The 13,600-nt window shown below is 42.8% G+C and carries 12 protein-coding genes and 1 pseudogene; 2 read left to right on the top strand and 11 right to left on the bottom strand.

Features of this window, described 5'->3' with window-relative positions:
* Positions 1-22: 22 nt before the first annotated feature.
* The 9 genes from recR to AB4238_RS07160 form a co-directional block, all read right to left on the bottom strand.
* The gene (gene recR, locus AB4238_RS07200; RefSeq protein WP_372032513.1) at positions 23-622 is read right to left on the bottom strand and encodes a recombination mediator RecR; all 600 of its coding nucleotides are present in this window, start codon (positions 620-622) and stop codon (positions 23-25) included.
* Positions 623-892: 270 nt separating this feature from the next.
* Entirely contained in the window at positions 893-1,222 is a 330-nt protein-coding gene (locus tag AB4238_RS07195; protein ID WP_020911867.1) for a YbaB/EbfC family nucleoid-associated protein, read from the bottom strand.
* A 100-nt stretch (positions 1,223-1,322) separates the two neighbouring features.
* A complete protein-coding gene (gene dnaX, locus AB4238_RS07190; RefSeq protein WP_372032511.1) occupies positions 1,323-4,154 on the bottom strand; it encodes a DNA polymerase III subunit gamma/tau in 2,832 nt (943 codons plus the stop codon).
* Positions 4,155-4,305: 151 nt separating this feature from the next.
* The gene (gene apt / locus AB4238_RS07185) at positions 4,306-4,857 is read right to left on the bottom strand and encodes an adenine phosphoribosyltransferase (RefSeq protein ID WP_372032510.1); all 552 of its coding nucleotides are present in this window, start codon (positions 4,855-4,857) and stop codon (positions 4,306-4,308) included.
* A 250-nt stretch (positions 4,858-5,107) separates the two neighbouring features.
* Positions 5,108-5,476, bottom strand: a complete 369-nt coding sequence (locus tag AB4238_RS07180; RefSeq protein WP_372032508.1) for a YbaN family protein — start codon at positions 5,474-5,476, stop codon at positions 5,108-5,110.
* A 70-nt stretch (positions 5,477-5,546) separates the two neighbouring features.
* Entirely contained in the window at positions 5,547-5,696 is a 150-nt protein-coding gene (locus AB4238_RS07175; protein WP_020911861.1) for a hypothetical protein, read from the bottom strand.
* Positions 5,697-5,755: 59 nt separating this feature from the next.
* Entirely contained in the window at positions 5,756-6,514 is a 759-nt protein-coding gene (locus tag AB4238_RS07170) for a DUF2063 domain-containing protein (protein ID WP_372032507.1), read from the bottom strand.
* The gene (locus tag AB4238_RS07165) at positions 6,514-7,350 is read right to left on the bottom strand and encodes a DUF692 domain-containing protein (protein ID WP_372032506.1); all 837 of its coding nucleotides are present in this window, start codon (positions 7,348-7,350) and stop codon (positions 6,514-6,516) included. The genes AB4238_RS07170 and AB4238_RS07165 overlap by 1 nt, the downstream gene beginning before the upstream one ends.
* A 79-nt stretch (positions 7,351-7,429) precedes the next feature.
* Positions 7,430-7,816 carry a hypothetical protein gene (locus tag AB4238_RS07160; protein WP_372032504.1) on the bottom strand — a complete coding sequence of 129 codons (387 nt, stop codon included), beginning with the start codon at positions 7,814-7,816 and terminating at the stop codon, positions 7,430-7,432.
* 381 nt (positions 7,817-8,197) lie between these two features.
* Here AB4238_RS07160 and dusC point away from each other — a divergent pair, with 381 nt between their 5' ends.
* Together dusC and AB4238_RS07150 are read left to right on the top strand one after the other, a co-directional pair.
* The gene (gene dusC, locus AB4238_RS07155) at positions 8,198-9,154 is read left to right on the top strand and encodes a tRNA dihydrouridine(16) synthase DusC (protein WP_372032503.1); all 957 of its coding nucleotides are present in this window, start codon (positions 8,198-8,200) and stop codon (positions 9,152-9,154) included.
* A 115-nt stretch (positions 9,155-9,269) separates the two neighbouring features.
* Positions 9,270-9,626, top strand: coding sequence for a TraR/DksA C4-type zinc finger protein (locus AB4238_RS07150; RefSeq protein WP_372032501.1), 357 nt, complete (start codon positions 9,270-9,272; stop codon positions 9,624-9,626).
* A gap of 84 nt (positions 9,627-9,710) precedes the next feature.
* On the opposite strand, the gene AB4238_RS07145 is transcribed toward AB4238_RS07150, so the two are convergent.
* Together AB4238_RS07145 and AB4238_RS07140 are read right to left on the bottom strand one after the other, a co-directional pair.
* Entirely contained in the window at positions 9,711-12,569 is a 2,859-nt protein-coding gene (locus tag AB4238_RS07145; protein ID WP_372032500.1) for a TonB-dependent receptor plug domain-containing protein, read from the bottom strand.
* Positions 12,570-13,420: 851 nt separating this feature from the next.
* Positions 13,421-13,600 (bottom strand): annotated as a pseudogene (locus tag AB4238_RS07140) (hypothetical protein); the annotation flags it as partial.

Here is a 13,600-nt window from a genome sequence, read left to right as displayed (position 1 = left end):
ATACTGATTGGTATTACTACTGCTAGATGGGTAAACGCCCGTTAAACGATAATGCTAAGGTAGTGCTATCGACATATTCTAGCTCGCCGCCGACTGGCACACCATGCGCAATACGGCTGACGGCTAACTCATGATTCTTTGCCATGTCTGCAATATAGTGTGCGGTAGCATCACCTTCAACGGTTGGGTTGGTGGCCAAAATAAGCTCTGTCACCTCCCCTGAGGCTAAATGAGTCTCTAACAACGCCAAACCCAGTTCATCTGGTCCTACACCATCAAGCGGTGACAGATGACCCAACAGTACAAAGTAGCGCCCTGTGAAATGTCCCCCAGCTTCAATGGCAAGCACATCTGCGGGGGTTTCAACCACGCAAATAACGCTCGAGTGGCCGCGTTTTGTACTCACGCATATCGGGCAGTAAGTTTCTTCGGTAAATGTACGACAAGACTGGCAGTGACCCACTTCCGACATCGCACGTCCTAATGAATCGGCCAGTTTACTGCCCGCCTTACGATCACGCTCTAACAGCTGAAACGCCATACGCTGCGCAGATTTAGGCCCCACGCCCGGGAGGCATTTAAGTGATTGGATAAGCTCATCAACAAGTGGACTAAATTTCATTTAACATTCCGTATAGCAAGGCAGTTAGCAGCCTAAAATAATAATATTGATTTTGAAGTGACGCTGACGATGTTAAAGCCCTACGCACACCCAAACAAATGAGTCGCGAATATTAGCATAGAAAAATGCTACAGCAGCTATATTCACAGCAAGCGAGTGTCCTCTATTGCAAAGCGCCTATGAAACAACCACAAAAAAGCCCAATCTAAATTGGGCTCTTAACTTCAACAGACACATCTTGACTGTAATTAGCAGCCAATAAACCTTGCCTTAGAACGGCATCTTCATGCCTGGTGGAAGTTGCATTCCGCCAGTGACTTCAGCCATTTTGTCTTTTTGATTCTCTTCAACGCGACGAGCAGCATCGTTACATGCCGCTGCGATAAGATCTTCTAGCATCTCTTTATCGTCTTCAAGCAGGCTTGCGTCGATATCAACTTTACGCACACTGTGCGAACCAGTCATGGTAACTTTAACAAGGCCAGCACCGGCTTCACCAGTCACTTCCATGCGTGCAATCTCTTCTTGCACTTTAGCCATTTTGTCTTGCATCTGCTGGGCTTGCTTCATCAAGTTGCCCATACCGCCTTTTCCAAACATACTCTGATTCTCTTCTATTATTTATCACAACAAATAAACTGCGCTAATCTTACTAAATATAGAACGATTAGCAATGAAAGCTGAAATTTCAATTGTAAAATTATGACTCAGGTAACCGCTTAAAGTTCGACATATCGACCAATTCTATCGATTTTCCCTTATTAACCAGTAATTCTGGCGCATAAGATAGTGAGTCTGGCGTCAATTGTGCGCCCATGTGTTCGCTCAACCAGCGCACGTTATCATCAGTTATCATCCCGTGATGCGCTTGCGCTAATATCTCTTTATGAAAACGACGTCTCACTTCAAGTGGGGTCTCACGCGAGCTATCGACTCCCACGGAGATCCGAACCTCACTAGCCTCCCCGAGTGCTTTACTCATCGCCTCTTCTAGCTGCTTAATCGCCACATCAGCGCTAAGGTGCTTTTGATCTGGTTTAAGTAATAATGACAGAGGCTGCTCAAACTGATGACAAACCGAGTTCACAGCAAGCTGTCTGACTCGACCGCCCACTTCAAGATCCGCCATAAACCGATACCATTTAAGATCGATATCATTACCCGTTATCTCACCGCTAGGTAGTGCAGGTAAGTTTAACTCAACATCCTGAACTGAAGTTGAATCAAGCGATGTAACTGCTGGCTTATTCCCCTGTAACTCTGGATGATTTTGTGGCTGAACCGTTTGTTTAATTTCTTCAGTGGCATTGTCCGACGTTTCATTGGCTGCTTTACCAGTGTCTTTGTCACCAGCTACATCATCGAACCTAGGCGTTGGATCTTGCGCGTGAGGTTCTTCCCACGGCGGCCTATCAAAAGGCTCCTCTTGGCTGTCAACATTTGCAAGCCCTTCATTTACCTTCGGCGATTCGCAGCTAGCGTCAGCTATTGCAGGTTCACTATTGTCTATTTCGGATTCAGGCTTAGGCTTTCTAACAGGTGGAGCAAATGGTTTTCGCTCAGTGGCGGACTTTTTTGTTGAACTCTCCTGAGGATCTTCTTCACCTATTCCGTCGAGCAATGAATCTCTAGCGGCTAATACAGCATCCAAGATGTCATCGCTTGCTGAGCTAGCAGCTACGCTGGTTTGACTTGTTAGCTGACTAGGCGCTTGTGAAGTCACTATTGCTGCTGACTGCGCGGCGTTTTGTCTGCTGTCGGTGATCTCTTGCGCTAAAGGTTCGGACTGCTCTGGTGCAAAGTCAAAATCGTTGCTATCGATGTCGGTATCGTATGCGCCCGCGTACTGCGAATATGCAGCAAGATCATCTTCACCAGCAAATTGGCTATCTTGAATAGCATTAGCCTGATGTTCCGACTTATTACTAGTATTGTCGACGGCTGCACTATTTATGCTTGAAGTTGTATCGCTTGACTCTGGCATTTGCTCAGCGGTATGACTTGATGTTGCTGCACCGGAGGCTGCCTCTATAGATTCTTGTCTTGGAGACGCCGGTTTAACATCACTCTGCTCTAGGCTCAACTCTTCAGTCTCTGCTTTATCTGAGCTTGTAAAGCCTTGGCTCTGTGCTTGACTGAGTATGACCGCCATTTCGCTATTCATACTCTCAAGCGTACTGGATTCTGAAGCGGCTGCGCCGGCTGCTAACTCAGGTTGTGGCTTAGTTGCAGCAACAGGATCTTGACTCGGCTGCTTACCATCGACGCTACCAGCGGTTAAAACTGTTTTTTTTTCTGCCACCTCTTCAGCTGGCACGGCGTTAACTTGCGCCTTTGGAGCAACTATTGCTTGCGGCTCGGTAGTCTCAGACAATGGTGTTATTGCAGGTGTTGTTGCCTGTGGAATAGCTATCGATGCTGGACTTTCAGTCACCCATTTACTGACAGGTTGCTCTGGCACAAATGTAACGGCTCTAAGTAGGGCCATCTCTAGCCCAGATTTAGGGTCTGGCGCATGAGGTAAGTCTTTACGCCCAGTCAGTAACAGTTGGTAATACAGTTGCACCTGCTCCGGTGATAGCTGCAGTGCAAAGGCTTTTATCTGCTCACTATAAAGCGACATTTGTGCCGCGGCGGGAGCAAATTGGGTCAAAGTAATTTGATGCAGTAACTCTAATAAGCTGCGTAATACCTCTTCAGGTTCAGCGCCAAAAGACAATACACCAGCGCTGACTTGCATCAGTGCCATAACGTCAGCTTTTGCGAGTGCTTCAAGCAGGGCAATAACCTGTTTTTCATCAATGCTGCCAAGCATCGTTTGCACCAACTCAAGTTTCACTTGCCCAGCACCAAACGCTATCGCCTGATCGGTCAAACTCAATGCATCACGCATACTGCCATTGGCGGCTTTTGCTAGTAGCGTTAATGCTGAAGCTTCAAACTCTAACGATTCAGCAGTTAACACATTGGCTAACTGATCACTGATTTCGTCTTGAGTTAGGCTTTTCAAATTAAACTGCAAGCAACGCGACAATACCGTTACCGGTAAACGTTGAGGGTCGGTTGTCGCCAACAGAAACTTTACATGCTCTGGCGGCTCTTCAAGCGTTTTGAGCAGTGCATTAAAACTGCTGCGAGACAGCATATGCACTTCATCAATCAGGTAGACTTTGTAACGACCACGGCTAGGACGATACTGAACATTATCAAGAAGCTCTCGGGTATCATCAACTTTGGTGCGCGACGCTGCATCAACCTCAATAAGATCAACAAAACGCCCCTCTGCGATCTCTACACACGCTGAACACTGACCACAGGGCGTTGCTGTGACACCTTGTTCACAATTTAAGCCTTTGGCGAAAAGACGTGCAAGACTGGTTTTACCCACTCCTCGTGTGCCAGAAAACAGATAAGCATGGTGCAATCTTTGCTGAGTGAGCGCATTGGTTAGTGCATGTAAAACATGCGACTGACCAACCATTTGCTCAAATTTGGCAGGGCGCCACTTTCTGGCCAACACCTGATATGACATGGAACTCCCCAACGTGTCATGAATATGATTACGGGAGCACGCTCCTCGACTTATTTGAACAATAGCATGCAAAGGTTTTACATGCTATATCAAGCGTTCAAGGAGCGGTTTGGCGGTGATTAAATCACCTTAATCTAACCAATGTGTTTGATTATTCGCCTTCGAATTCACACAGGCTGAGTAATTCTAAATCCATTGTCTCTAAACGCTTCTCACCACCAAGATCTGGTAGTGAAATAACGAATGCAGCGTGATTGACTTGGCCGCCAAGATTACGGATAAGCTTAACAGTCGCTTCAATCGTACCGCCCGTCGCTAATAAGTCATCAACAACCAATATCTTATCTTCGCTGGTAATGGCATCAACATGAATTTCTAACACATCGTGACCATACTCTAACTCGTAACTTTCTGAGATAGTCTCTCTTGGTAGTTTGCCTGGCTTACGTACGGGAACAAAACCTATACCTAACTCGAGTGCTAAAGGTGCGCCAAATAAGAAACCACGGGCTTCAGTGCCGACAACTTTAGTAAAACCTTGCTCCTTGTAGTGTTCAACTAAAAGACCAATTGTAAGTTTATACGCTTGTGGATCTTCTAATAAACTAGTCACATCTCTAAATAAAATACCCTCTTTAGGGTAGTTAGGGATGGTTTTAATGCTGTTCTTTATTAGTGCCAAGCTGTCAGTATTCATTACCATAATTATTTACTTTATCTAATTTAATTTTGCTGACACATGCCAAAGTAACGCGTAGGCAGAATGTCATCGAAGTGTAAAAATCGGCATAAAGCTTAAGCCGCTTTATCGCCAGTTGCAACAATGGATCGCCAGAAGTGTTGCCTTTAACAGCGCTATTTGTTGCAACTATTGTTCACCCTCACAATAAGCTATTCATACAGTAATGATTTAACTTTTATATTCAGTACGATGCAACAATACAGTCGAGCGCTTAATCTTCTATTTCAGGGATACTTCTTAAGTAAACAATCAGTCCAGTACCGATACATACCAGCATAACTTTCACCCAGATCAGCGGCACTATCGCGATGCTGATAACAAAACTGAGGCTACTAACAATGTATGCTTTCTTCTTTAAGCCTTTTTTAATCGCACCCTTGGCTTGCCAATCTCGCAGCGCTTCAGAAAACCATGGGTGAGTCATTAACCATTGATACAGCCTATCACTGGACCGAGCAAAGCAGTACGCCGCTAATAAGATAAACGGCACCGTTGGCAATATAGGTAACAAAATACCAATCAAGCCTAATGCCAAACTGCAAAGGCCTGCCAACAAAAAGAAACCACGTTTTAACGCCATCAAATCACCTAAAAACAAAAAGCCACTCATAAAGAGTGGCTAGTATACCTCAGCAATAATGAAAGAGAGCTTAAATTAGCCCCATCACCTTTAGCCAAGACAAACTTGCTGGCAATGTCGGTAACAACATTACTAGAATAAAACCAATAAAATAAACAATGTTAAATGGGTCTTTAAACGGCTGACTCATGACTTCCTCTACGACTGTTGTTAACGACATTTATTGATCTAGATCAATTTTTCGCGCCATTATAGAGTTTCATCACGCCGATAGAAAGCTTATTGACCAATAAACTGTCGAATAATCCCTTTAGCACTCAATTGAAGTAAGAGTTCTGTGCAACCTTGTTGTAAAACCTCAGGTTCAATGCTAGTAAAAGTACTTAATAACCAATCAATTAGATCAGCATATTGTACTGACTCAAATTGCGACATGTAAGCTAACACCTGTGCGGTTAGCGGATTAAGCTGTAAAAAACTCACTTCATCGTCGAAATCAGCGTAAATGCAGAAAAACTGTGGTGCTTCGGTTGGCTCAGATGGGCGGTAATCCTCACTAATATGCTGTACATCAAAAGTGTATTGAGCAATTTGTGACGTAGAGGAAACACTGAGCGCAATTGCTGTAATGACACCTGCATCCGTCGCATTAATGAGCTTCTGCTGAGGGCTTTCTTGAGCCACTGCCACGACGAGTTCAAGCCACTCATAATGAGCTAGCTCCAACATAAACGGCGGATCTTGCTCTGTTGCTGTATATTCAGTTTGTAAAAACAGCAGAAACTCTTGAGCAATTTCAATAAAAATGGGAGTGTGACAATCATGTTCAACAAAAAATTGCTGCACTCTTTGCTGCCAGTCTTGTTCGCTGTATAAACTCTTCAATACCGGGAAAGCATTAGAGACAAATCCATCAACATTATTAAAAAAAAGTTCTCGGTAAATTTTCATTCGCCGAGCTTCAATCCCTTCTGGTAATGGGTTTGATGGATCTTTAATGTAATCCATGAAGTTTTGTTGGGTTTCGATAAAACTCATCAAGCACTCCTTTTTAAACTGGCAATATGCCGATTTTGGTAATCATGGATCTGATTAATCTCAAGCATTAACTCACTGGTGGCAGGAATATTAAAATCTCGCTCTAATAGCGTTGGAAAGGCGCCATGAAATTGATGGCACGCATCAAGCAATTTCCATACAGGATCGATGATATCTGCACCATGAGTATCAACCATCAAATCTTCAGCTTCTTCATAGTGACCAGCGATATGTAAGTACTGGATCCTATCCGTTGGCATAGCTTGCAAATATTCAAGTGCATCATATTGATGGTTAATAGAATTAACATAGATATTATTAACGTCCAGCAGCATCTTACAATCAGCCTCTTGCAGCACTGCACAGACAAATTCTTGCTCAGACATCTCGGCGCCTGGGGCGGCATAAAAAGATACATTCTCTAAGATAAGTGGTCGCTCAATAATATCTTCTACTTGCTTGACCCGCTGCGCCACATGACGCACCGCTTCACCTGTAAACGGAATAGGCATTAAGTCATACATATGCCCGGAGCCAGAACAATAGCTCAAATGCTCTGAGTAAGTTTTTATCTGATGTTGATCAAGAAAGTTTTTGACGTTTTTGACAAACTGCACATCGAGCGGTGCTGGACTACCTATTGATAGTGAAAGACCATGACAATAAAACTCATGCTTTTCAGTTAATGCTCGAAATTGACGACCAAACTTACCACCCAGCGTCATCCAATTTTCAGGCGCCACTTCAAAAAAATCAATGCCAGCGGGGACTGCTTGGCAAAATTCATCCAACATTTCTCGTCTTAAGCCGAGACCCACTTGTCCTTTATTTGTCATACTGCTTGCCCGTCAATTATTGGGTTAAATTAACAAATAGGGCCAGCAAACGCTGGCCCCGTTTTACTAATCATAAAGCTTACTTAGAACCACCGCATTTACCTTCACCACACTTACCTTCTTTCTTAGCTTTCTTGTCGCCGCCGCACTTACCTTCGCCACACTTACCTTCTTTGGCTTTAGACTTAGCCTTGTCGCCGCCACATTTACCTTCACCACACTTGCCTTCTTTGGCTTTCATTTTATCTTCGCCACATTTACCTTCGCCACACTTACCTTCTTTGGCTTTCTTTTTGTCTGCGCCGCATTTACCTTCGCCACACTTACCTTCGCCTTCAACTAACTGGTAACCGGCTTGCATTTCACTAAAACCAAATGGGCTTGCTTGAACAGATGCAGCCAAAGAGCTTCCAAGTACAACAGCACCAACAGCAACAGTTACAGCAGTCTTATTAACTAGTTTCATAATATCTTCCTTCTTGATTTAATCTACAGTATTTCGGTTACCAACAATGTATTTTGCTGGCTTGCTTAAAGAGACCTGAACAGCAACAAATAAATTTCAAATTTTTATACACTCATCACATTTACAGCTCATAAAACCTGATAGAGCAACCTTGTTTATATCTATTAGTCACAGTTTGGTGGCTGTTTCGTTATATTTGGCATATAAAAACCATAACAAATGGCTATATTTCTAACCAACACCTGCCACACAAGCCAGACCTCCCAGTTGTAGTACGTTATTTTTTGATTCCCTGTCATACAAAACTCGCTTTAGTTTGGTACCACAGAGCGCATGATGTAGAATGCAGCGCCTTTTTAAACTTATTGAGTGAACTGTTCTGTGCGAGTAATTTTGGCGCCTATGGAAGGTGTTGTTGATGATTTAATGCGTGAAATTCTTTCAGCCATTAATCCCTATGATTTAATGGTGACCGAATTTGTGCGGGTTGTTGACCAGTTGTTGCCTGAAAAAGTGTTTTACCGGATCTGTCCTGAGCTTAAAACCAATGGAGAGACAGCTTCCGGCACTCCCGTAAGAGTGCAATTACTTGGCCAGGAGCCTGGTTGGATGGCAGAAAATGCTATTAGAGCGATCGAGATGGGCTCAAAAGGTGTCGATGTAAATTTTGGCTGCCCCGCTAAAATGGTTAATCGCAGCAATGGTGGCGCAGTGATGCTGCAATACCCTGAACAGCTCTATAACGTGGTTAAGGCTATGCGCGACGCAGTGCCTGAACAACATCCAGTCACAGCTAAAATCCGCCTTGGCTTTAACGATAAGTCACTTTATATGGAAAATGCACAAGCGATATATGAAGCCGGTGCAAGTGAGCTTGCTGTACACGCAAGAAGTAAAGTTGATGGCTATAAACCGCCGGCCTACTGGGAGTACATCACTGATATTAATGCCAAGCTGCCTATTCCCGTGATTGCCAATGGTGAGATATGGAATGCCGATGACGCACGGCGTTGTATGGAGGTGACTGGTTGTGACAGCATCATGGTTGGTCGCGGCGCGATATCACTACCTAACTTGGCTGCTAGTATTAAAGGTGCAGCGCCTTACACATGGCAGCAATCATTAGCACTGATGCTTGAATACACCAATCGCGAACTTGTCGGCCGCAAAAGCACCTATTACCCAGCTCGAATTAAACAGTGGTTCAACTACCTCAATCGCCAATATCCTGAGGCTGACACCCTATTTCGTGAGCTTCGGATCTTTAAGACTGCTGAAGAAATTATTAATATTCTTCAAACAGCTAATACCAATCTGTACCATCAACAACTTGATTAACAGAATAATTGGTAATTATTAGTAATAATGGCTGCAGATTTGATCTTAGTCATTACCTGCAATTGTAACGCGTTTAGACTGGTAAACCGTGAAATCAATAATTGTAGGCAGAACCGTGAGTACGAACCAAATCAAACAAACCCTTTCCGATATTGAATTGGAGTTAAGGCAGAAGATTGGTGCGCACCCAGAGTTGCAAGCCAAGCTAATGGATCAGCATAATTATTCCCTGTGTGAGCTTATCGAGATAATGACCCAAGCTCATTTATGCGACCATCCATTATTTTTCAAGTTGATGCAACTAGACGCTGCTCGTTGCCAACTGGAAATTGGTTTGTATGGGGTGTGCTCTGACTGTGAAGAGAATATCGAAGCGGAGCTTTTAGCTGCAGATCCTCTCGAGCAACGATGCTTAAGCTGTAATAACTTGCACAAGCGTGAGCACCGACAAGAGCTGAGATTGAACCACTAGCATTATTACAATCTATTATTTAATTAATCGAAGATATAAAAAAACCTCCAATTAAGGAGGTTTTTTATTGTCTAAAAAGTAACTTTAGAACTTAACACTTGCTCTTACGAAGAAGTAACGACCTAGTACATCATAGGTGTACGGATCGGTGTTTGAATCATTGTTACCTGAGTAATATGGCGCATCTTCATCTAAGAGGTTGTTTACCCCTCCAGATAGACGAACAGTATTAGTAACATCATAAGTCGCTGATAAATCGTGATACACGATGCTATCGACAGATGGAGCATAACATTCAGACGGATTATCTTGACATGCAAATGAGTCCATACCGTCAATATAACGTGCTTCGTATGTAGCACTCCAGTTGTCACCAGCAGCACTTAAGTTAAAGTTAGTTTTTAACTTAGCGTACGCGCCTGCTCCACCGGTAATGAAACCACGATAATCGACAGCAACACCATCTTGGTCGAACTCTTCATATTTTTCTAGAATCGATGTATCTAAACCCGCTTTCCAATCTAAACCCAAGCCTTCGAACACATACGCTACGTTAATATCATAACCCGCGGTATTGGTTTGGCCGATATTTTGTAGGCCATTGTCGAATGAAATACGACTTGTGCCATCAATTTCGATATTTGATGACTGACAGAGTGCAGTGTCAGTATTAATTTTGTTGCCACTTGCATCAAGACACTGATTAGCAATGTAGTTCGAATCTACTGCAGTAATGGTATTACTAATTTCGATATCATAGTAGTCAACAGTCAAAGATAAACCATCGATAAAGCTTGGAGAATAAACCAGACCCAATGTGGTAATGTCAGCTTCTTCCGGCGTTAAGTCAGGGTTGCCGCCTACAGTTACTTCCGCTTGAGATTGATCAGTTGCAGGGTGCTTAATTTGATCAAATGACGGTGACTTACCGCCGTAAAGTTCACTAACGGTTGGCGCACGAAATGCAGTAGACATACCACCACGAAGCATCAAGTCATCTGACATGCGCCAGGTTAAACCAAACTTCCAAGTATTATCTGAACCAAAAGTGCTATAGTCGAAATATCGTATCGCAGCACTTAGATCAACTTGCTGGGCTAGTGGCAGGTCACTGAGCAATGGAATTGCAAGCTCTGCATATGCTTCATTGACATCAAAAGAGCCCGAAGTTGCTTCTACACGAGGGTCATTGGCAAGGCCTTGCGAAGTTAGTGAATCAGGAGTGTAATGCGCAGACTCCTTACGGAATTCATACCCCGCAGCAAAACCGACGATCCCGGCAGGAAGCTCAAACACTTCACCAGACAATGTAGCCGCAGCGATATCAAGTTCACTACCACCACTATTGATTTCGGTGTAGATAAATGGGGCAATGCTTGCACCTTCCCACGAAGACTGTAGGAACGGATCGAACTCTTTCGCTAAAACAGCATCGTTTATCGAGCCCAAGTTATGCAAGTTAGCAAGGGTATCAACAGAATCATTCTTACCTTTGTTATACGATGCATCCCATGTCCAACCATTGTCGAACTCACCTTCCAAACCTACGACAATACGTACTGTATCAACAACCTGGGTAAAATCTCGAGTGCCAGACTCTACAACACGGCGACCATAGTCTAATTTCTCGCCTTCTTGAACTAAACCAGCGAGCTCTTTAGTCATCCATGAAGAATCGTATGCCCATGCAGAACTATTCCAAATTGGCTGAGGTGCCATTTGCTGTTCAGACCAACGCTTAGAATACATAGCTTCAGAAAAGAATATGATAGAGTCTGATAACTCATACGTACCCGCAAACGATAAGTTCAAACGCTCCATTGGCGTTGATAGATAACTATCTTTTGAATAGTTATATTTATCTTCGTTAGTGAACTCATGATATTCACCACCACGACCGCTTAAATCAGCAACTTGACGATCACCAAAGGCTGAATCAACGCTAGAGTCATAATAAACAGAATCAGATTTAGTGATAGCAGACCAACTCTGGTAGTAAGCATCGTTTGAGTTACCCTCATCATCTAGCCAAACACTACCGTCATCATTTAGTCGTTGAACATACTTCCCATAGTAGCCCGAGTCACCATTAACAACGATAGCATTACCATCTTCATCAACACCGCTCTTCGTCATGAGGTGCTGCGAATCACCCCAGATATGACCTCCTTGTGCATACGAACTACCGCCACAGTATATGTCGCTACCGTCTGCTGTTTCAGTAATTGGGCATTCAGAGAAGCTTCTGTCCGCTTGGCTTGCTTCGCCTCTTTTGGTGTACTGAGCATTGATGACGACATTACCCTTGTCAAAATTATTACCTATCGTAAAGTCAATGCTTGATTCATCGGCATCACCCTGCCCTGATATACCCGTCTGTACATTCATCTCAAAGCCTTCAAAATCACGCTTTAAAATAACGTTTACAACACCAGCAATTGCGTCAGTTCCATATACAGCAGATGCGCCATCTTTAAGTACTTCTACACGTTGGATCATCGATACAGGAATAGTATTCAAGTCAACTGACGAAGCTGCACCAGTACCTGAAGCAATCATTCGTCGACCATTGACCAATACCAAAGTACGGTTGGAGCCTAGTCCACGAAGGTTAACCCGCGCATTACCACCAGAACCATTGTTAACCGCAGCATTCGTCATCGCTCCGCCAGATGCAGTCATCTTTTGCAAAACATCATCAATAGATGTTGCGCCAGATGCTAGAATTGCAGAAGCATCGATAACACTTACTGGGCTAGAGGTTTCCATATCAGCTCGTTTAATACGTGAGCCTGTAACTTGAATTCTTTCTACTTTTTCTTCCGCTGTATTTCCATCCGCGGCTTCAGCTGCCACTGAAATACCAGATATAGCTACACTACTTGCAGCAACAGCAATTAGGCTTTTTCTTATTGCACTCGCAGTTAAGGTTACTGAGTTCATATATTTCCCTTCAGTTCCAAACTTATTGTTTAGAAATAGTTATAGTTATTTATTTTTAATTAAAACCAAAATTAATAGTTTCGAAATAATATTGTTAAAAACAAAGTAAAGTGTCAACAGCGATTACACAAATACAACTTAAAAGATATAAATTGATACAAAGATAGATATACGAAAATGACCAAATAAGCATAAAATCATTTAATTTCAATACATTGGTAACATACCACATTAAATACAAGTAAATGCGAAAAGTGTATCAACCTCAGTTACAACTGTGATTAAAAATAGATAAAGAAGTTACTAGTGTTTAACAAAAAAATAAAGGGGATCCATTAATAAATCTAAGTATCTGCTTATACATCAAGCAGTCCATACCTATTAAACGGCCTTTCATAAACTATAACTACCGTTAACCAACAAGTGCGGCCTTATTAATTAAATCGCCAATAAAAAACAATAACAATACAAAGATCTCAATTTGTAACCAACTTTAAAAATGACTAATTATAATTGATAGGTCTTAACTTCATAAATAAGCAGTTAATAATACTAATTGGTACAAAGTTTCGACCGCAAAGCGAGAGCATATAGTTTCAAGATAAGCAAACGAGTGAAGCGCGTAGAGAAGCCTAGTTCAGCTCACAATTGTAGCGCCGGAGATGTTAAGCTCTTCGGGTAAATCAACTTCTTATACAGATTAGTGTAACCCTAAACCTCCATCAAAATTCACCACAGAAAAATATCAGCTGCAAGGGAGCTAATACCAATTGCATTAAGTACTTGCCCCCTTCACAGCCCCTCTGTCTTTTCAATTAAAAGCGCGTTGATAAAGAGATGGTTATTCCCCTTTAAGCCAATACAAAGCTGGGTGGAAAGACTGAGGGCTGACGTAGTACAGCTGAGGTAAAAAATTGGCAAAACGTTGAATACTTCGCTATAGGATTGGATATACGACTAATACCAATCAGTATAAAGATTTGATCGCTCAGCGAGAGTTTAGCGGCTTTGAGGTAAGGCAATGAATGAAG

This window comes from Shewanella sp. 10N.286.45.A1 (assembly GCF_041470405.1).
Classification (GTDB): Bacteria; Pseudomonadota; Gammaproteobacteria; order Enterobacterales; family Shewanellaceae; genus Shewanella.
This window is presented reverse-complemented; position numbering and strand designations above follow the sequence as displayed.